Annotated in this window: 18 protein-coding genes and 2 pseudogenes; 7 read left to right on the top strand and 13 right to left on the bottom strand. The window is 70.5% G+C overall.

All coding sequences use genetic code 11. The features are described from left to right. Positions 1 to 34: 34 nt before the first annotated feature. The 7 genes from EFK10_RS28005 to EFK10_RS27975 all read right to left on the bottom strand — a co-directional run bounded on the left by EFK10_RS28005 (position 35) and on the right by EFK10_RS27975 (position 9,559). Positions 35 to 778: an HNH endonuclease family protein gene (locus EFK10_RS28005; protein WP_206305614.1), complete on the bottom strand. Its 744-nt coding sequence runs from the start codon at positions 776 to 778 to the stop codon at positions 35 to 37. Next, positions 775 to 2,130, bottom strand: coding sequence for an AAA family ATPase (locus EFK10_RS28000; RefSeq protein ID WP_127358446.1), 1,356 nt, complete (start codon positions 2,128 to 2,130; stop codon positions 775 to 777). The genes EFK10_RS28005 and EFK10_RS28000 overlap by 4 nt, the downstream gene beginning before the upstream one ends. A gap of 70 nt (positions 2,131 to 2,200) precedes the next feature. Continuing rightward, on the bottom strand, positions 2,201 to 4,363 hold the full coding sequence (locus tag EFK10_RS27995) for an ATP-binding SpoIIE family protein phosphatase (RefSeq protein WP_240677505.1): 2,163 nt from the start codon (positions 4,361 to 4,363) through the stop codon (positions 2,201 to 2,203). 58 nt (positions 4,364 to 4,421) lie between these two features. Further along, entirely contained in the window at positions 4,422 to 5,093 is a 672-nt protein-coding gene (locus EFK10_RS27990) for a class I SAM-dependent DNA methyltransferase (RefSeq protein ID WP_127358445.1), read from the bottom strand. Between the two features lie 148 nt (positions 5,094 to 5,241). Next, entirely contained in the window at positions 5,242 to 5,922 is a 681-nt protein-coding gene (fomD, locus tag EFK10_RS27985) for a cytidylyl-2-hydroxypropylphosphonate hydrolase (protein WP_127358444.1), read from the bottom strand. Between the two features lie 67 nt (positions 5,923 to 5,989). After that, positions 5,990 to 7,387, bottom strand: coding sequence for a class II fumarate hydratase (locus EFK10_RS27980; RefSeq protein WP_127358443.1), 1,398 nt, complete (start codon positions 7,385 to 7,387; stop codon positions 5,990 to 5,992). A gap of 510 nt (positions 7,388 to 7,897) precedes the next feature. Next, positions 7,898 to 9,559, bottom strand: a complete 1,662-nt coding sequence (locus tag EFK10_RS27975; RefSeq protein WP_127358442.1) for a fumarate hydratase — start codon at positions 9,557 to 9,559, stop codon at positions 7,898 to 7,900. Between the two features lie 184 nt (positions 9,560 to 9,743). On the opposite strand from EFK10_RS27975, the gene EFK10_RS27970 reads away from it, so the two are divergent. Both EFK10_RS27970 and EFK10_RS27965 read left to right on the top strand, forming a co-directional pair. Beyond that, positions 9,744 to 10,421: a DUF1707 SHOCT-like domain-containing protein gene (locus tag EFK10_RS27970; protein ID WP_127358441.1), complete on the top strand. Its 678-nt coding sequence runs from the start codon at positions 9,744 to 9,746 to the stop codon at positions 10,419 to 10,421. Positions 10,422 to 10,631: 210 nt separating this feature from the next. Next, on the top strand, positions 10,632 to 10,991 hold the full coding sequence (locus tag EFK10_RS27965) for a WhiB family transcriptional regulator (protein WP_127358477.1): 360 nt from the start codon (positions 10,632 to 10,634) through the stop codon (positions 10,989 to 10,991). A gap of 49 nt (positions 10,992 to 11,040) precedes the next feature. Here the strand turns inward: EFK10_RS27965 and glpX are convergent, their stop codons facing one another. Then, positions 11,041 to 12,081: a class II fructose-bisphosphatase gene (gene glpX / locus EFK10_RS27960; protein ID WP_127358440.1), complete on the bottom strand. Its 1,041-nt coding sequence runs from the start codon at positions 12,079 to 12,081 to the stop codon at positions 11,041 to 11,043. A gap of 139 nt (positions 12,082 to 12,220) precedes the next feature. Here glpX and EFK10_RS27955 point away from each other — a divergent pair, with 139 nt between their 5' ends. Continuing rightward, positions 12,221 to 12,766, top strand: coding sequence for a DUF4245 domain-containing protein (locus tag EFK10_RS27955; RefSeq protein WP_127358439.1), 546 nt, complete (start codon positions 12,221 to 12,223; stop codon positions 12,764 to 12,766). Positions 12,767 to 12,786: 20 nt separating this feature from the next. Here the strand turns inward: EFK10_RS27955 and EFK10_RS27950 are convergent. From EFK10_RS27950 to xseA, 3 genes and pseudogenes are all read right to left on the bottom strand, one after another. Continuing rightward, a pseudogene (locus EFK10_RS27950) lies at positions 12,787 to 12,897 on the bottom strand (malonic semialdehyde reductase); the annotation flags it as partial. Between the two features lie 35 nt (positions 12,898 to 12,932). Next, a complete protein-coding gene (locus tag EFK10_RS27945; protein WP_127358438.1) occupies positions 12,933 to 13,178 on the bottom strand; it encodes an exodeoxyribonuclease VII small subunit in 246 nt (81 codons plus the stop codon). Positions 13,179 to 13,213: 35 nt separating this feature from the next. Continuing rightward, a complete protein-coding gene (gene xseA, locus EFK10_RS27940; RefSeq protein ID WP_127358437.1) occupies positions 13,214 to 14,422 on the bottom strand; it encodes an exodeoxyribonuclease VII large subunit in 1,209 nt (402 codons plus the stop codon). A gap of 86 nt (positions 14,423 to 14,508) precedes the next feature. Here xseA and EFK10_RS47820 point away from each other — a divergent pair, with 86 nt between their 5' ends. From EFK10_RS47820 to ppgK, 3 genes are all read left to right on the top strand, one after another. Then, positions 14,509 to 14,664: a hypothetical protein gene (locus EFK10_RS47820; RefSeq protein ID WP_164836169.1), complete on the top strand. Its 156-nt coding sequence runs from the start codon at positions 14,509 to 14,511 to the stop codon at positions 14,662 to 14,664. A gap of 120 nt (positions 14,665 to 14,784) precedes the next feature. Further along, positions 14,785 to 15,789, top strand: a complete 1,005-nt coding sequence (locus tag EFK10_RS27935; protein WP_206305613.1) for a 4-hydroxy-3-methylbut-2-enyl diphosphate reductase — start codon at positions 14,785 to 14,787, stop codon at positions 15,787 to 15,789. A 12-nt stretch (positions 15,790 to 15,801) separates the two neighbouring features. Continuing rightward, positions 15,802 to 16,551 (top strand): polyphosphate--glucose phosphotransferase, encoded by a 750-nt coding sequence (gene ppgK / locus EFK10_RS27930; protein ID WP_127358435.1) that lies wholly within the window; start codon positions 15,802 to 15,804, stop codon positions 16,549 to 16,551. Here the strand turns inward: ppgK and EFK10_RS27925 are convergent. After that, positions 16,548 to 17,090, bottom strand: a complete 543-nt coding sequence (locus EFK10_RS27925; protein ID WP_127358434.1) for a DUF6542 domain-containing protein — start codon at positions 17,088 to 17,090, stop codon at positions 16,548 to 16,550. The two genes, ppgK and EFK10_RS27925, sit on opposite strands and share 4 nt — an antisense overlap. A gap of 150 nt (positions 17,091 to 17,240) precedes the next feature. Here EFK10_RS27925 and ychF point away from each other — a divergent pair, with 150 nt between their 5' ends. Further along, positions 17,241 to 18,329 carry a redox-regulated ATPase YchF gene (gene ychF / locus EFK10_RS27920; protein WP_127358433.1) on the top strand — a complete coding sequence of 363 codons (1,089 nt, stop codon included), beginning with the start codon at positions 17,241 to 17,243 and terminating at the stop codon, positions 18,327 to 18,329. A 479-nt stretch (positions 18,330 to 18,808) separates the two neighbouring features. Here ychF and EFK10_RS27915 read toward each other — a convergent pair. Further along, positions 18,809 to 19,074: pseudogene (locus EFK10_RS27915) on the bottom strand (helix-turn-helix domain-containing protein); the annotation flags it as partial. Positions 19,075 to 19,447: the final 373 nt, after the last annotated feature.

Below are 19,447 nucleotides of genomic sequence, written 5' to 3'. Positions count from 1 at the left end.
GTCCAAGAAAAGATTCTGTACGAACACAGTGTGTTCAGCGGTGCGTACTGCCCGGAATGACCCGGTGTGTCCTGCGCCATTCCGTGAGCGCGGCGGCGGTTTTCGCCCCGAAGACGGCCACCTCCGCGGAGGGCGCCAGGGGCGACCGTTCCAGGGAACGCAGCACGTCCGCGAAGGGCGTGAGCCGCAGAGCCCGTGCGATCTCCGCCGCGCTCACCGTGTCACCGCTCAGCAGGAGCGCGTGCCAGTCGTGCAGCGCCGAGCGGCACACGACGAATGCCGTCTGCCGCCCGATCACCAGATCCTTCCGGTTGAGGCCGAAGACCCGGATGGTCTGCACGCCCTTGGGCGTCAGGGCCTCGTACTCGCCGGACGCGGGCAGCAGGAGCAGGTGATCGGCCGGATCCTCGGTGCTCGGGTCGACCAGCAGGCAGTTACCCGCCTCGTCGCAGGGGTACTCGTCCCGCTTGTGGTTGCTGTTGCAACTGGAGCAGGCCAGCAGATGGTTCGGCCAGTCGAAGGCGCGCAGCGGTGCGACCGCGATCGGCTGGAAATGGTCGATGTCCGTGCCGAGGTTGTCCAGGCAGTACATGCACCGCTCGGCTCCGTGGGCCATGCCGCGCAGCAGGTCGCGTATGTGCCGCTTGGGTGTGGCGGCCTTGCGCCACTCCTCGCGGGCCGCCCGGGTGGTCGCGCCCGCGCTCCTGACGGCATCCGTACGCCGGCCCAGGAGCGTCTGCGTGTTCTGCGGCGCCGCCGCCCGTTGCACCGGGATCAACGGCCGCCGTCACCACCGCTCAGCCGCGCCGCCACCTCGGTCACCCGGGTCTCCAGCGAACTGGTCAGCCGTTCGGCCAGCTCCTGGTACTCCTGGGTCTCCGCCTCGTCGGCCCGCCCCGCCAACGCCTTGCGCTCCAGTTCCACCAGGCGTCGCCGCTGCCGTTCGGCCCGGGTCGAGTACGGGGTCTCCAGGCCGAACAGCTCCGACAGCGCGGCGTCGTCCCCGCTGCCGTACACGACGCGGTGGTACAGGTCCTCGTCCACGACCTCCGGGGCGCGGTCCTCGTCGGGGCCGGGCATCCGGATCAGGCCGCCGGGGTCGGCGGCTTGGCAGATGTACGGGCTGTGGCTGGTGACGATGAACTGGATCTTCGGGAAGTGCTGCCGCAGCCAGTCACCGATGCGCCGCTGCCAGGTGACGTGCAGGTGCGCGTCGATCTCGTCGATCAGCACCACCCCGGGCGCCGTGATCTCCACTCGGCCCTCCGCGGTGATCGCGGGCAACTCGCCGTATGCCGCCTGGATCTGCCGTACGACATCGAGCACCAGGGCGGCCACCGTGCGGTAGCCGTCGCTCATCTCGCGCAGCGGGAAGGACCGCATGCGGGGCCCGCGACGCACCCACAGCCCGTTCGAATCCACCTTGGCCACGCGGTAGCCGTCCGGCAGCAGCCCGTCGGACAGGAGTGCGGTGACCGTCCGCAGCGTGGTCGCCGCCCCGGCGCGCCGTTCCAGCCGGCGCAGATGCAGGTCGACCAGCCAGGACACGCCCTCCGCGAGGGAGGCGTCCTCGTGGAAGAGGGTCGCCATCCGCCCCACCGGGCCGGGGGCGAGCATCAGCCGCTGTGCCTCACCGGAGCCGCCGACCAGCCGTCGGAAAGGCCCGTACCCGGCGCAGAACCAGCCCTGTGGATTCCCGGCCCAGGGCCCGCGCTCGGGGCTCTGGTAGCCGTACTGCGCGTCGTACGGCTCCATGGACGGCCGCAGCGGTTCCGCCCGCTCCGCCTTGGAACGCACGGGCAGGGTCCACTCCAGGCCCAGCACGACGCTGCCCTTGGGTGCCCGGCCGCGCCCGAAGAGGGTGTCGTAGGAGGGGTCGCGGGTGACCTCGGCGTGCGCCCATCCGGTGCGGGTGCCGGCGGTGATCCACCCACTGAAGTCCGGCACCAGGTTCCGCGCCACGGAGGGCCCGCTCAGCGCCAATGCCAGGGCCTGGAGCAGCGTCGTCTTGCCCGAGCCGTTGCGGCCGGCGAGCACGGTCCAGCCGCCCCCCGTGGGGAGCGGGAGGTCCACCGTGCGCACGCCCGCGAAGCCCTTGATGCCCGACAGGCCGACCCTTGCGACGTACACCTGCGCTACACCCCGTGCCTCTCCCGTTGCCGATGCCGCGCTCAGCCTCTCACGGGCCGCTCGGCCGACCTCAGCGGTCGGGACCGCCGGGTATGCCCATCTCGAACCAGACCACCTTGCCCGCGCTCAGCCGTGTCGCCCCCCACCGTTGGGCCATTCGGCTGACCAGGTACAGCCCGCGGCCGCCTTCGTCCTGGGGCTGGGCGTGCCGCATCCGGGGGAGGGTGGGGGCGTCGTCGCCGACCTCGCAACGCAGCACGTCGGTACGCAGCAGGCGCAGGGTGATCGGGCGCTCCGCGTACCGCAGGGCGTTCGTGACGATCTCGCTGACCAGCAGCTCGGTCGCCTCGGTCAGCGGCTCCAGGTCCCAGCGGCGCAGCGCCTGCCGGATCAGCCGGCGGGCCCGCCCGGCGGTCTGGGGGCGGGGCTCCAGGAACCAGTACGCGACGTCGCGCGGCGCGATGCCGTCGAAGCGGGCGGCGAGCAGCGCTATGTCGTCGTCGCGGTCGCCGGGGCCCAGTATCTCCAGGACCTCGTCGCAGAGCGGTTCCAGCGGGGGCGGGGACACGATCTGCGAGGCGGCGTGGAGCCGTTCGCGGAGCATCTCGATGCCGCCCCAGACGTCGCGGGTCCGCGACTCGACCAGGCCGTCGGTGTAGAGCAGCAGCGTCGCCCCGGCGGGGGCGGGCAGTTCGACGGCCTCGAAGGGCACGCCGCCGACGCCGATGGGGGCGCCGGGCGGGACGCGCAGCACCTCGGCGAGGCCGTTGGCGTGCAGCAGCACCGGCGGCGGGTGGCCGGCGTTGGCGATGGTGACGCGGTGCGCGATGGGGTCGTAGACCGCGTAGATGCAGGTGGCCATCCGGTCCTGGCCGAGCCGCTGGGCCTGCTCGTCCAGGTGGTAGAGCACTTCCTGCGGGGCCAGGTCGAGGCCGGCGAGGGTCTGGACGGTGGTGCGGAGCTGGCCCATGATCGCGGCCGAGGTCATGGAGTGGCCCATGACGTCGCCGACCACGAGCGCGACCCGGCTGCCGGGCAGCGGGATGGCGTCGTACCAGTCGCCGCCGACCCGGGCCGACTCGGCGGCGGGCAGGTAGCGGCTGGCGAGGCGTACGCCGGTGGGCTGGGGGAGCGAGTCGGGCAGCATCTCGCGCTGCAGGGAGTCGGCGATGTACGCCTCGCGGTCGTACAGCACCGCCTTGTCGACGCCGAGCGCGGTGTGCGTGGCCAACTGGGCGACGACCAGCAGGTCGTCCGGCTCGAATGCGGGCCGGTTGGGGCGGCGCAGCAGCACGGCCGCGCCGATCACCCGGCGGCGGCCGCGCAGGGGCGCCAGGATCGCGCGCCGGCCGGTCGGCAGGAGTAAACCGCCGGGTACGGGCCCGACGGAGGTGGCGTCAGGGCAGCCGCCGACCAGTTCGTTGAGGGCGGCGGTGGCCTGCGGCGACTCCGAGAACACCGGGCGTACCCCGCGCAGCACTTCGGCCAGCGGCCCGTCCGTGGGGACGTCGATGTAGTCGGCGGCAGAACCGTACGCTCCCTCGGTGGACGGCACCACGGGCAGCAGCGCGCCGGTCTCGGGGGACTGTTCGACGCTCTCGTCCGGGGCCCGGTCGGTGCGGCGCAGCCGCAGCACCAGCGGTCCGGAGGGGCGTTCGTCGCCCACCGGCAGCGGGTCGCGCAGATAGACCAGGATCGCGTCGGCGAAGGCCGGCACCACCGAGCGGCACAGGCCGAGCAGGATCTCGTCGAGGTCGATGCCCCGGGCGATACGGCGGGTCGCCGCGCCGACGTAGCGCAGCCGTTCGGCCTCAGCGCCGGGCTGCGCGGCCGGATGAGGGCCGGCCGGCCCCCGCCCGGGGGCACCGCCCTGGGTGCCGAGTGCCTTGAGCGCCTGGACGCCGCTGGACTCGTCGTCCGCCGGGTGTCCGGCGGCGACCTGTGCGGCCGACAGGTCGCGGGCCACCCCCCGGGTGCCGTGCGGCGGCGTGTTGGGCAGCGAGGGGTCCGCCGTGGCGGCGGCCACCCGTGCCGCCTGCTTGCGGTCCCGGGCGCCCTTGCGCTTCGTACGGGCGGTCGGGACGGCGGCAGCGGCGAAGCCGCTACGGGGATCCGGGGCGGTCCCGGCGCCGTTGCCGTCCGCCACGGGAGCCGGCGGGGTGGCGGCAGGGCGTGCGGCACTCGCCGCTGTCGCTGCGGCAGCGGCCTGCTGGGTCGTGCGCTCCGTGCTCACGCTGGTCGTTCCATCCGGTCGGGTGCGTCACATGCGGGGGCGTGACGGGGCAGCCGCGTCAGGCGCGTCGTCGGCAGTGCAGAAAGAGCTGCTCCTCTGGCGGCGCGTCGAGCGCCGCCGGCGAGTACGGAAACGAGTCCTCCTTCAGCACGTCAAATCCCGCGTCCTCCACCACCTGACGCAAATCATCCCGTAGATAACCCGATACCCGGACAGTGTTACCAAGGAACGGCATCTCGAAGTCATCCAAGTCTGCTTCGACCATCCCCAAGGTGAACCATCCGCCGGGGACGAGCAGATCGTGCACGATCGCCAGCGCCTGGGGGATCTCGGCCCGGGGCAGCATCAGCAGCGAGAAGAAGGCGGAGACGCCCTCGAAGCGCCGGAGCCGGTCGGAACGGTCGAGTCGGCCTACGTCGATGATGTCGGCACGGTGGAACGTGGCCTCCGGCACGGACTCGCGGGCGAGCGCGAGCATCCCGGCCGACACGTCGATGCCGGTCACCTCCAGCCCCGCGTCCACGAGTTGGCGGCAGGTCGGCAGCCCCGTACCGCAGCCGATGTCGAGCACCCGCGCCCCGATGGGCAGCGATTCCGCGAGCCATCCGGCCGCCGCGATCTGGCCCTCCTTGTCGGGGAACGCCTCGTCGTAGCGGCTGCCTATCGCGTCGAACGCCTCGGCCTGGCCGGCACGGTGGAGCTGTATGTCGCCATAAACTCCGACTCCCACAGCCTGGGCCTCCTGTGACCTGACATAGACCTTACCTCGATGCTCGATGACGTAGCGTCAAACCCTAGTGTGAACCGGGAAATTGCGCAGTCTTGCGGAAGACGATCCTACGTTTGATGTACGGGGGCGCATCAAGGGGCTCACGCGGTCACATTGCCGGACGGTCCCAGTCCACCGGAAGGGCCGGTACCGGCCACGCCGGATTAGGACGCCAGTTCTCCCATCCGTCGCGAAACGGCCGCTCCCAGGCCCTGATCACCCCGACCGCCCGCTGCCCGGCCTCCCGGACCCGTTCCGCCGTCGCCACGGGCATCACTCCCACCGCCTGGGCCTGCGCAAACTCGTCCTCGTCCAGCCAGCGCCAACTGCGGTCGGGAGCAACCGAGATGTCCAGAAAATGGTCCTCCGAATCGATCCCGCCCGACCACCGCCGCCGCGGTTCCTCAAGATTCACGTACCAGTTCTTGAACCGCCAGCCCTGTTCCCAGAACAGCCACACCGACCACGGCTCCCCGGGCCGCGCCAGCTTCAGCACCCCGGCGCCCCGCCACTGCTCGACGCGCGTAGTGCGCGGTTTCACATAGCGGGTCACCAGCGGCTCGCTGTCGATCGACGAGCCGTCGGCCAGCACCGGTTTCACGCAGGGCGTACCCGGGGCCATCCACACGGCCAGTATCTCGGGATCGTCGCGTACGACGGTCACCGGCCGGCAGATGTGGAACCGGTCGGTCGCGTTGCCGCGATAGCGCCACAGCACCTGCTCGCCCGGCGACCAGTGGCCGTGGGTGTCACCGGGACCGTTCCCGTGGAGGAGAGTTTCGGCTGTCATGGACAGAGCTTACGCACCGTCTGTTACGGACGGATCACTCGCGCGGAATCCGGGCGTGCCCCACCGGTCACGGCCGGGTCATCCGCAGCACGTCAAGCGCGTCGTCCAGTTGCTGCTCGGTCAGCGCTCCACGCTCGATGTAGCCGGACTCCAGCACCACCTGGCGGATCGTCTTGCGCTCCGCGAGGGCCCGCTTGGCGACCTTCGCGGCCTCCTCGTATCCGATGTACTTGTTCAGCGGGGTCACGACGGAGGGTGACGACTCGGCGTACTCGCGGGCGCGTTCCACATTGGCCGTGATGTCGTCGACCGTACGGTCCGCGAGCAGCCGGGAGACATTGGCCAGCAGGCGGATCGATTCCAGGACATTCTTGGCGATGACCGGCAGCATCACGTTCAACTCGAAGTTGCCGGCCGCGCCCGCCGCGGCGATCGTCGCGTCGTTTCCGGTGACCTGTGCCGCCACCATGACGACCGCCTCCGGGATCACCGGATTCACCTTGCCCGGCATGATGGACGAACCCGGCTGCAGGTCGGGCAGGTTGATCTCGGACAGGCCGGTGCGGGGGCCGGAGGCCATCCACCGCAGGTCGTTGGAGATCTTCGTCAGCCCGACCGCGATCGTCCGCAGCTGCCCGGAGGTCTCGACGATCCCGTCCCGCGCCCCCTGCGCCTCGAAGTGGTTCCGCGCCTCCGTCAGCGGCAGCCCGGTCGCCTGCGCCACCTCGGCGATCACCGCCGCCGCGAAGCCCGGCGGGGTGTTGATGCCGGTGCCCACCGCCGTACCGCCCAGCGGCAGCTCCGCGAGCCGGGGGAGGGAGGCGCTGAGCCGCTCGATGCCGTAGCGGACCTGGGCGGCGTATCCGCCGAACTCCTGGCCCAGGGTGACCGGCGTGGCGTCCATCAGGTGCGTACGCCCCGACTTGACGACCTCCGCGAACTCCTCGGCCTTGCGCTCCAGGGCAGCGGCCAGGTGCTCCAGCGCCGGGACCAGGTCGCGGGTGACGGCGGCCGTCGCGGCGATGTGGATGGAGGACGGGAAGACGTCGTTGGACGACTGGCTGGCGTTGACGTGGTCGTTGGGGTGGACGTCGCGGCCCAGTCGGTCCGAGGCGAGGGTCGCGATGACCTCGTTCGTGTTCATGTTCGACGAGGTGCCCGAGCCGGTCTGGAAGACGTCGATCGGGAAGTGCTCGTCCCACTTCCCCGCCACGACCTCCGCGGCCGCCTCCTGGACGGCCTCGGCCACATCCTTGTCCAGGACCCCCAGCTCCGCGTTGACCTTCGCCGCCGCCGCCTTGATCCGGGCCAGCGCCTCGATGTGCGCCCGCTCCAGGCGCTGCCCGCTGATGGGGAAGTTCTCCACCGCGCGCTGCGTCTGCGCCCGCCACTTCGCGTACGCGGGGACGCGCACCTCGCCCATCGAGTCGTGCTCGGTCCGGTATTCGCCGTTGTCGTCGCTCATACCTATGACAGTGCCCGGGAATGGCCGTGTGTTCCCGGGCACTGCCAACCGTCGCCCGTCAGGAGGACCCCACCGGGATGCGGGTGAAGGTCGGCGTGGCGGGCGCGGGTCCTAAGAGGCCGCGCGAATAGGTGGGGCGGCGTCGCGTGCCTATGGGCGGCGCCTGGCGGCGTTGTCGTCGGTCGACGACGTCCCCCAGCCTGGCGGCTGGGTGGGGGTCCCCCCGGCCGAAGGCTGGTGGGGGTCCCCCCGGACGGAGTCTGGGGGAGAGTGCCCCCTCCGCCTTGCCAGACTTGCCCCCCTCGCCCCGCTCCTTCACCCACCCCACCTATTCGCGCGGCCTCTAAAAGAAAAGTTTCCAGAAGAGGAAATCGGTGCAACGCCCGTAGGGGGCGCAATACGAGGCGTTGTGCCGCCCTGGGCAGTCCGAGGGACCCGGTGGCTCCGGCAACGACGTGAGCCCCCGGCGGTTGCCAGGGGCTCACGGTCGACTGAAGGTCGGCCTCGGGGTCAGTCAGCCTGGCGTACGGGGATGCTGGTGAAGGTCGGCTGAGAGAGTTGCTGCGGGCTGAAGAAGTCGTTGCCCTTGTCGTCGACCACGATGAAGGCGGGGAAGTCCTCGACCTCGATCCGCCAGACGGCCTCCATGCCGAGCTCCTCGTACTCCAGGACCTCGACCTTCTTGATGCAGTCCTGGGCGAGGCGGGCGGCCGGGCCGCCGATCGAGCCGAGGTAGAAGCCGCCGTGGGCGGCGCAGGCGTCGGTGACCTGCTTGGAGCGGTTGCCCTTGGCGAGCATGACGAAGGAGCCGCCCGCGGCCTGGAACTGGTCGACGTAGGCGTCCATGCGGCCGGCCGTGGTCGGGCCGAAGGAGCCGGAGGCGAAGCCCTCGGGCGTCTTGGCCGGGCCCGCGTAGTAGACCGGGTGGTCGCGCAGGTACTGCGGCATCTCGCCGCCCGCGTCGAGCAGCTCCTTGATCTTGGCGTGCGCGATGTCGCGGGCCACGACCAGCGTGCCGGTCAGCGAGAGCCGGGTCTTGACGGGGTGCTTGGACAGCTCGGCGCGGATCTCGTCCATCGGCCGGTCGAGGTCGATCCGTACGACGTCGGCGTCGTCCAGGTGCTCGTCCGTGGTCTCCGGGAGGAAGCGGGCCGGGTCGGTCTCCAACTGCTCCAGGAAGACGCCCTCGGCGGTGATCTTCGCGACGGCCTGGCGGTCGGCCGAGCAGGACACGGCGATCGCGACGGGCAGCGACGCGCCGTGCCGGGGGAGCCGGACCACGCGCACGTCGTGGCAGAAGTACTTGCCGCCGAACTGCGCGCCGATGCCGATCTTCTGCGTCAGCTCGAAGACCTTCTCCTCCAGCTCCTTGTCGCGGAAGCCGTGACCGGTCGGGGAGCCCTCGGCCGGCAGCCCGTCGAGGTAGTGCGCGGAGGCGTACTTCGCGGTCTTCAGCGCGAACTCGGCCGACGTGCCGCCGACCACGATCGCCAGGTGGTACGGCGGGCAGGCAGCGGTGCCCAGCGAACGGATCTTCTCCTCCAGGAACTTCATCATGGAGGCCTCGTTCAGGACCGCCTTGGTCTCCTGGTAGAGGAACGACTTGTTGGCGGAGCCGCCGCCCTTGGCCATGAAGAGGAACTTGTAGGCGCCGCCATCCGTCGCGTACAGCTCGATCTGGGCCGGGAGGTTGGAGCCGGTGTTCTTCTCCTCCCACATGGTCAGCGGGGCCATCTGCGAGTAGCGCAGATTCAGCTTGGTGTACGCGTCGTACACGCCCCGCGACAGTGCCTGCTCGTCATCGCCCTCGGTCAGTACGTTCTGACCGCGCTTGCCCATCACGATGGCGGTGCCGGTGTCCTGGCACATGGGGAGGACGCCGGCGGCGGCGATGTTGGCGTTCTTGAGCAGGTCCAGCGCCACGAAGCGGTCGTTGGGGGACGCCTCGGGGTCGTCGAGGATCCGGCGCAGCTGGGCGAGGTGGGCCGGGCGCAGGTAGTGCGAGATGTCGTGCATGGCCTCGGCGGCGAGCTTGCGCAGCGCCTCCGGCTCGACCTTGAGGAAGGTGCGGCCGTCGGCCTGGAAGGTGCTCACGCCCTCGGAGGTGATCAGGCGGTAGGGCGTGGTGTCCTCGCCGAGGGGAAGCAGATCCGAATAGGCAAACTCGGGCATTGGGGGACATCCTCACTGGGCTGCGTCGACGAAGCCCGACAAGCGTAGAACGTGGCGGGGCCAACGACTGTGTGAGGTGACCCTCACTCCTCCCAGGGCCTGTCCGGCGGATCATGGCCGGGTCCGCCTGATCCGCCGGGCAGGCCCTAGTCGCGATCTATCGCGTTTGTGTACGGTAGGCGTCGTGGACGAGTCGTCGCTTCAGAAGCGAGAAACCCAGCCCGTGAAGCCGCCCGTGACACCCGTGGCCGAGGCCGAACTCCGCGCGTCGGACGCCGACCGCGACCGCATCACCGACATCCTGCGCGACGCCCTCGCCGAGGGCCGCCTCAACACGGACGAGTTCTCGGAGCGGCTCGACGGGGTCTACGCCGCCAAGACCGTCGGCGAGCTCGAGCCGTTCGTACGCGACCTGCCCGCGGGCCGCCCGGCCGCCCCGGCCCCCGCGCCGAGCAGGTGGGCGTCCGACGGCAGCGGCGAGAACCCGAACCTCGTCGGCATCCTCGGCGCCGCGGAGCGCAAGGGCCGCTGGCGGGTCGGCCACCAGATCAACGCCGTCGCGATCATGGGCGGAATCGAGATCGACCTCACCGAGGCGACCTTCACCTCGCCCGAGCTGGTCATCAACTGCACGGCGATCATGGGCGGCATCTCGATCAAGGTTCCGGAGAACGTCACGGTCCTGGGCAGCGGCGGAGTCGGCATCATGGGCGGCTTCGACGTGAAGTCCTTCGAGTCCCCGGAGCCGGGCGCGCCCGTGATCAAGGTCCAGGGCTTCGCCTTCTGGGGCGGCGTGGAGGCCTCGCCGAAGCGCGGCAAGCGCCTCAAGCCGCACCGCGCGAAGCCCGAGCTCGACGCCTGACCGGGCGGCTGACCCGGCACCTGATTCGACGGCTGCGGCGCACTCCGCCCGGCGCACCTCCGGCGCACACCCGGGAGCGACACCGTGCGCATGAACACGCGCACAGCGGGTAAGGCTTGGGGACACGTCGCTCACCGCCGCCGCGCGGTGCGACAGGCAAGGGTGAGACAACGCCGAGCCGTCGTTTAGGAGTATCCCGTGCTTCAACCGATCGAGCCCCCGGCAGTATCCGCAGCATCCGGGGGCGCGTCCGTCAATGGGAGCGAGCCACGGGATCTCGGCGGCCCATGGCATTCGGAAGCGGCCTGCCGCAGCGATGAGGCGGGCCTGTTCTTCGCACCCTCCAAGGAGCCGACCGCGGCGCGGCTCTCCCGCGAGGAAGCCGCCAAGCGCGTCTGCGCGCGCTGCCCGGTCATGCTGGAGTGCCGGGAGCACGCGCTGCTCCAGCCCGAGCCGTACGGCGTCTGGGGCGGCCTGACCGCCGCCGAGCGCCGTGTGGTGCTGGCCCGGCGCCGCCGCCGCGAGGCCGAGCTGCAACGAACGACGACGCGGATGCCCGCAGCGGGCTGACGCTCAGGATCCGGGGCCCCGCCGATTCGGCGGGGCCCCGGATCGTTCCTTATCGGGCCCGGTCGAAGTCGATCGAGCTGTACGCACGCAGCTTCGAGAGCCGGTGAGTGGAGTCGATCTGCCGGATCGTGCCGGACTTCGAGCGCACCACCAGCGACTCGGTGGTGGCCGTCTCCGCGCGGTACCGCACCCCGCGCAGCAGCTCGCCGTCCGTGATCCCGGTGGCCACGAAGAACACGTTCTCACCGCTGACCAGGTCGTTGGTCGACAGCACCCGGTCCAGGTCGTGGCCCGCGTCCAGCGCGCGCTGCCGCTCGGCGTCGTCCTTCGGCCACAGCCTGCCCTGGATGGTGCCGCCCAGACACTTGATCGCGCAGGCCGCGATGATGCCCTCCGGGGTGCCGCCGATGCCCATGAGCAGGTCGACGCCGGTGCCTTCCCGTACGGCCATGACCGCGCCGGCGACGTCGCCGTCGGAGATGAACTTGATCCGCGCCCCCGCCTCCCGGATCTCCTTGACGATGCCGTCGTGACGCGGACGGTCCAGGACCACCACGGTGACGTCCTCGGGGGAGCCGCCCTTGGCCTTGGCGACCCGGCGGATGTTGACCGCCGGCGGCGCGGTGATGTCGATGTAGTCCGCGGCCTCGGGGCCGGTGACCAGCTTGTCCATGTAGAACACGGCCGACGGGTCGTACATCGTGCCGCGGTCGGCGACCGCCAGCACGGACACGGCGTTGCTCATGCCCTTGGCGGTGAGCGTCGTGCCGTCGACCGGGTCCACGGCGACATCGCACTCCGCGCCGGTGCCGTCGCCGATCCGCTCGCCGTTGTAGAGCATCGGCGCTTCGTCCTTCTCGCCCTCGCCGATGACGACGACGCCGTTCATCGACACGGTCGAGACGAGGGTACGCATGGCCTTCACGGCGGCCCCGTCCGCGCCGTTCTTGTCACCGCGACCGACCCAGCGGCCGGCGGCCATCGCCGCGGCCTCGGTCACCCGCACGAGTTCGAGGGCCAGGTTGCGATCCGGGGCTTCGGGGCTCACTTCGAGTTGCGGGGGCAGATGGGCTTCATGCTGCTCGGTCATCACAGCGCACCTTTCTGTACGAGGACGGCCGGAAAAGAGGGTGCTACGACCTTATCCGGCCCCCGTGAGAATGAGCAGGGGGCCTGTCACATGAGCGGCGCGCGTGTAGCCTGCCCCACCTGCCGAAGGAGCTCCGGGGATGGGAGACCATAGGGGCGTGGCGAATACGCGTGGCAATCAGACAGTGCGGGACCTGGTGCTCTCGATGGCGGTGATCGGCGTTGTCGTCGCCGTCATATACATCTTCATCCCGCACAGCGAGGGTGACCCGGTCAAGTCCGTCAGCTACACGGTCGAGCTCGGCCAGGCCCGCCGCGACGCGCCCTTCGCCGTCGCCGCCCCTGTCGGCCTCGACAAGCAGTGGCGCGCCACCTCGGTGATGTACGACGCCTCCGACACCAAGGCCGTCGCCTGGCACCTCGGCTTCGTCGACCCGGAGAACGAGTACGCGGCCGTCGAGCAGAGCAACGCGAATGCCGTGGCCTTCATCAAGGAGAAGACCTACAGCGCCGTCCGGTCAGGCAGCCGTACAGTCGACGGCTTCACCTGGGCGCGTTACAAGGGAGACAAGTACGACGCGCTGGTCCGTGAGGAGGGCGGCGTGACGACGATGGTCACCGGTACGGCTTCGTTCGATCAGCTCGCGAAGCTGGCCGCCGCGCTGCAGGAGCGCGGCGGCCAGTGAGGCTGTGCTTCTGATCCTGCTCAGACGGTCGTGACGACCTCGTCGTAGGCCAGCCGCGGGCTGCGCGGGTACCAGGCGTTCTCGCCCGGCTTGCCGATGTTGACGACGGCCAGGACGGTGTGGTTGCCGTCGCCGCCCGGGTGTCCGTGACCGCCCTCACAGACCCCTACTCGTCGGGCTCGTCCTCACCCGCCCCGTCGCCCTCCTCCGCGAGCGCCGCGTCGAGGCGGGCTCTGGCCCCCTCCAGCCAGCGGCGGCAGACGCGGGCCAGCTCCTCACCGCGCTCCCAGAGGGCCAGCGACTCCTCGAGGGTGGAGCCGCCCGCCTCGAGCCGCCGTACGACATCGACGAGCTCGTCCCGCGCCTGCTCGTATCCCAGCGTGTCCTGATCTGCACCTGCTCCTGCTGCCATGCCTTCAGCCTAGAGGCGGCCTCCGACACCGGTGGTCAGCGCGTGACGCGGACCGTGAACTCGCCCTCCGCGACCCGTGCGCGCAGCTTCTCCTCGTCGGCGACCTCGTCCGCCACCCGCACGACGGTGCCGTCCTCCCGCTGGATCACCGCGTACCCCCGCTGGAGCGTCGCCGCGGGCGACAGCGCGACGACCCGGGCCCGGGTGTGGGCCAGCTCGTCCTCGGACCGGTCCAGCCGGTGGCGCAGGCAGCGCCGGGAGCGATCGAGGAGGGCCCCGATCTGCTCCTCGCGCTCCTCCACCATCCGGTGCGGCCGCGCCATCGACGGCCGGCTCAGCGCGGCGGTGAGCCCGTGTTCCTCGCGGTCCAGCAGCCCGCGCACAACGCGCAGCGCGCGGTGCCGCATCTGCTCGACCCGGGCCAACTCCTCCCCGACATCGGGGACGACCCGCTTCGCGGCGTCCGTCGGTGTGGACGCCCGCAGGTCGGCCACCAGGTCCAGCAGCGGGGAGTCCGGCTCGTGCCCGATCGCCGACACCACCGGCGTACGGCACTCGGCCACCGCCCGCACCAGCTGCTCGTCCGAGAAGGGCAGCAGGTCCTCCACGCTGCCGCCGCCCCGGGTGACGATGATGACGTCCACCTCGGGATGCGCGTCGAGTGCGCGCACCGCGTCGATCACCTGAGGCACCGCGTACGCCCCCTGCACCGGCACATTGCGCACCTCGAAGCGGACCGCGGGCCAGCGCAGCCGCGCGTTCTCCAGCACGTCGTGCTCGGCGGCGGACGCCCGCCCGCAGACCAGCCCGATGAGCTGCGGCAGGAAGGGCAGCGGCTTCTTCCGCTCGGCCGCGAAGAGCCCTTCGGCCGCCAGCCGCTTCTTCAACTGCTCGAGCCGTGCCAGCAGATCCCCGATGCCGACCGGCCGTATCTCCGTGGCCCGTAGCGACAGCTGCCCGCGCGGCGCGTACCACTCCGGCTTGGCGTGCACGACGACGCGCGCGCCCTCGCCGACCAGGTCGGAGATCTCGTCGAAGACCGCACGTCGGCATGTCACGGTGAGCGAGAGGTCGTACGAGGGGTCGCGCAGCGTCAGGAAGACCACCCCCGCGCCGGGGCGGCGGGAGAGCTGGGTGATCTGCCCCTCGACCCAGATCGCGCCCAGCCGGTCGATCCATCCCCCGATCAGCCGCGACACCTCGCCGACCGGGATCGGCGCCTCCGCCGATGTGTTCACAGCCATACGCCGAGACTAGCCGCCACCGCCGACACCGACCCGGATGCCGCACCCCGCTGTCCTTACCCGGGCGTGCCCCGCACCCTGGGACCATGCGCATCCGCCCCGACCGCGACCGCCAGCCCCGCATCGGCGGCGGCTTCCGCATCGGCCGCCGCGGCCCCGGCTGCGGCTGCTTCAGCTGCCTCCCGCTCGCCGCGGCGCTCTGCGCGGGCGTGGCGACGGCCTTCGCCCGCCGACGGAGGTGACCCATCCATCACGGAAGCCGAGGCTGCGGCGGAGCCGGCCGCCGCCCTATTCCTGGTCGGTGGCAGTGGTCGTCATGGACAGCAGCTTGGCTCACTGCCCCGGTTCCCGCGCCCCGTACGATGGAGGGCATGACTGCTACGACAGCCCGCCGAGTCCTCCTCGCCGCTCCTCGTGGCTACTGCGCGGGCGTTGACCGTGCCGTGATCGCCGTGGAGCAGGCGCTCGAGCAGTATGGCGCGCCGGTCTACGTACGCAAGGAAATCGTCCACAACAAATACGTCGTGCGGACCCTGGAGAAGAAGGGCGCGATCTTCGTCGACGAGACGGAGGAGGTGCCCGAGGGCAACATCGTGATCTTCTCCGCCCACGGCGTGGCTCCCGAGGTCCACGACGAGGCCGCGAGCCGCAAGTTGGCCTCCATCGACGCGACCTGCCCCCTGGTGACCAAGGTCCACAAGGAGGCGCAGCGCTTCGCGTCCGAGGACTACGACATCCTTCTCATCGGCCACGAGGGCCATGAGGAGGTCATCGGCACCATGGGCGAGGCGCCGGACCGCATCCACCTGGTCGACGGCCCGGAGGACGTGGCCGGTCTGGAGGTCCGCGACGAGAACCGGCTCGTCTGGCTGTCCCAGACCACGCTGTCCGTCGACGAGACGATGGAGACCGTCGGCAAGCTGCAGGAGCGCTTTCCCGCGCTGGTCAGCCCGCCGAGCGACGACATCTGCTACGCGACGCAGAACCGCCAGGTCGCGGTCAAGCAGATCGGCGCCGACGCCGACCTGGTGATCGTCGTCGGCTCCAAGAACTCCTCGAACTCGGTACGCCTGGTCGAGGTCGCCCTGCAGGCCGGCGCGCGAGCCTCGTACCTGGTGGACTTCGCCGATGAGATCGACGAGGCCTGGCTGGACGGCGTCACGACGGTCGGCGTCACCTCGGGCGCGTCCGTGCCGGAGATCCTGGTCGAGGGCGTGCTGGACTGGCTTGCCGAGCGCGGCTACGGCGACGTCGAGATCGTGAAGTCGGCGGAGGAGCGGATCCAGTTCTCGCTGCCCAAGGAGCTGCGCCGGGACCTGCGCGCCGAGGCGGCCGCACTGGGTGCAGCGGAGGCCGACCCCGCGTAATAGCGTTGTCCCATGAAGGTTTTCGGTGTGGACATCGGCGGGTCGGGCATCAAGGGTGCTCCGGTGGACCTTGAGGTCGGCGACCTCACGGACGAGCGTTACAAGGTGCTGACCCCGCACCCGGCTACCCCGGAGGCCGTCGTGGACTGCGTCGGTCAGGTCGTGGAGCACTTCGGCTGGTCGGGCCCGATCGGCGCGACCTTCCCCGGTGTCGTGACCGCGGGTACGACCCGCACGGCGGCCAACGTCGACCAGCGCTGGATCGGCCTGGAGGCCCAGAGGCTGCTCAGCGACCGGGTCGGCGCCCCCGTCACGCTGCTCAACGACGCGGACGCCGCCGGCATAGCCGAGATGGCCTTCGGCGCCGGCCGCGACCGCAAGGGGACCGTCGTCATGCTCACTCTCGGCACCGGGATCGGCAGCGCCGTCTTCGTCGACGGCCGCCTCCTCCCCAACACCGAGCTCGGCCACCTGGAGCTCCACGGCCACGACGCCGAGAAGAAGGCCTCCACCAAGGCCAAGGAGGACGAGGACCTCACCTGGGAGCACTGGGCGCACCGGGTGCAGAAGTACCTCACCCACGTGGAGATGCTCTTCTCGCCCGAGCTGTTCGTCATCGGCGGCGGCGTGAGCCGTAAGGCGTCCAAGTTCCTGCCCCTGATCGAGGGCGTCCGCGCCGAGATCGTCCCCGCCGCGCTGCAGAACAACGCCGGCATCGTCGGCGCCGCCATGGCCGCCGCCGTGGCCCAGGCCCAGGCCTAGGTCTGGCTTGCCCGGTCCGGACGGCGCCGCGCCTTCCGTACGTCGGCCACCTTCCGTACGCCCACGATGGCCGCCGCCAGCAGAGTCCCCGTGTACAGCCAGCCCGTCAGCAGTGCCAGCGCCGTCACCGCGCCCATCGCGTGCCCGGCGACGCCGCCGGTGCCGCTGTCGGCGGTGAGGGCGACGGCCACCGTGAAGGCGATGGGCGCGCTGATCGGGGCCGCCGACAGATCGTAGGGGCGTACGAGGAGCGCCGCCGCGACGCACGCGAACACGAACACCACCCCGAAGAACACCCCCGGCTCCCCGAACATCAGCGTGTCCAGCGCCCCGCCGCCCAGGGCGACCGCCGTCAGACTGAGCCCGGTCCCCAGTGCGGTGAGCCGGGGCTCCAGCCTGCGCGGGCCGCGCGGACCGCGCAGCCGGGTCAGCCGCTCCGCCGGGCGGCGCGGCGTGCGGCGTGCGGTGGCTGTGGCGGCTGCGGTGTCGCGGGGATGCGGCAGCCGGCCGGCGTTCGTGTGCGTGCTGTGATGCTCCACGTACCAAAAGTAGGCATGGCAACCAGGGAAAATGGGGGCAGGACACGCCTTTTCACCTCCCCTGGGTGAGTGTTCGAAGCTGATAGGAGGCCAGGTGCCGAGGCCCGTAGACTGGGTTTCTCCACCTTCATTGCTACGGGAAGTCGTCACGTGTCGCTCACGATCGGAATCGTCGGCCTGCCGAATGTCGGCAAGTCGACCCTGTTCAACGCCCTGACCAAGAACGACGTGCTGGCGGCCAACTACCCGTTCGCCACGATCGAGCCCAACGTCGGCGTCGTCGGTGTCCCCGACCCCCGCCTCGACAAGCTGGCCGAAATCTTCGGTTCGCAGCGCAAGCTCCCCGCCACGGTCGACTTCGTCGACATCGCCGGCATCGTGCGCGGCGCGAGCGAGGGCGAGGGCCTGGGCAACAAGTTCCTGGCGCACATCCGCGAGTCCGACGCGATCTGCCAGGTCATCCGCGCCTTCAAGGATGAGAACGTCGTCCACGTCGACGGCAAGGTCTCGCCCAAGGACGACATCGAGACCATCAACACCGAGCTGATCCTCGCCGACATGCAGTCCATCGAGAAGGCCGTCCCGCGCCTGACGAAGGAATCCCGCCTCCAGAAGGAGAAGGCGGCCGTCCTCGCCGCCGTCCTGGACGCCCAGAAGATCCTCGAGGAGGGCCGCACCCTCTTCTCCGCCGGCATCACCGCCGGCACCGAGCAGGGCAAGCTCCTCCACGAGCTGCACCTGCTCACCGTCAAGCCCTTCCTCTACGTCTTCAACGTCGACGAGGACGAGCTGACCGACGAGGACTTCAAGAACGAGCAGCGCGCCCTCGTCGCCCCCGCCGAGGCCATCTTCCTCAACGCCAAGATCGAGTCCGAGCTCATCGAGCTCGACGACGACGAGGCCCTCGAGCTCCTGCAGTCCATGGGCCAGGAAGAGCCCGGCATGGCCACCCTCGGCCGCGTCGGCTTCGACACCCTCGGCCTCCAGACCTACCTCACCGCCGGTCCCAAGGAAGCCCGCGCCTGGACCATCAAAAAGGGCGCCACCGCCCCCGAGGCCGCCGGTGTCATCCACACCGACTTCCAGAAGGGCTTCATCAAGGCCGAGATCGTCTCCTTCGACGACCTCGTCGAATGCGGCTCCGTCCCCGAGGCCCGCGCCAAGGGCAAGGCCCGTATGGAGGGCAAGGACTACGTCATGCAGGACGGCGACGTGGTGGAGTTCCGCTTCAACGTGTAGCGGGTGACATACCACCACGTCGCTGATCTGGCAAACATGCAGGTTAGAGGGGGTCCGACTCTTCGGGGTTGGGCCCCTAGTTTTTTCCCGTGCTGGGATGGTGCTGGGAAATCTGACCTCTCGTCACCTCTCATCACCCCTGCTCACCCCTCCCGTGCTGGGATCGTGCTGGGAGGCCGGTGGGCGACACCGTCCTCGGCCACGTCGAACCGTCGTACGGCGGCACCTCCCGCTCCGGCCGCAACGGCTGGCATGGCATCGTCACCGGGACCTACGTCCGCGGCCGGCGCCACCCCACCCGCAGGCTGCCACCGTCGACCTGGCCGGGAGCCTGGGTCAGTCTCGTCACCGCACCGACTCGGCGCACCATCACCGGCGCCAGACGCGCGGCGACGGCCCCGACGCCGCGGACGTCGACCTTAGAGCAGGGACATCTCAGTTCCATACATCAGGCCCCTCCGCTCCCATGTAGGGCCCCAGTCCTTCTTGCGCAGGGTCTTTAGCAGGCCCGGGACGCGGGAGGCGAGCAGGCCGGGACGTAGGCGTGGGCGGTGCCGACGGATATGCCGAAGCCTGCCGCGATGCGGGCGAGGGTGTCGTGGGTGCGCAGGTACACCAGGGCGACGAGCGCACGCTGGTGCGGCGGGAGTTTGCACCGCCGGTCACTCTCACGGGTGACGATGAGCATCGTGACCCGCTTGACCAGGGCGTGCGGCAGGTCGAGTGCGGCAGGATAGGTAACCAACGAGACTCCTGTGCCGGTGGGTTGAGACTTCAAACACCTCCCTCGACGGCACGGGAGCCTCGTGCGTTGCGGCTCCCCACGCCGACTCACCGGCGTCACCCGATCGGTGTCCAGGCTGAAAGGGCTCGTTGAGTGGCTGATGGGCTTACCGTCTGGCTACGTCACAGGCTTGGAGCTACCCCGCAGCGGTGAACTGCGCGCACTCGGCAACGGGGTTGTGCCTCAGCAAGCGGAAGCAGCGTTGCGCTTGCTCCTCAGTTCAACCGACGCTCGATCGTAAACATTCAGCTGGTGTGCGCTGGGTGATGGATTTGGGCGTGTGGTGACCGCCGGTGACCGTGTTGGTCGTCGGCTGGCGGGGTGTCAGGCGTGG

This window comes from Streptomyces soli (assembly GCF_003999195.1).
GTDB lineage: Bacteria > Actinomycetota > Actinomycetes > Streptomycetales > Streptomycetaceae > Actinacidiphila > Actinacidiphila soli.
This window is presented reverse-complemented; position numbering and strand designations above follow the sequence as displayed.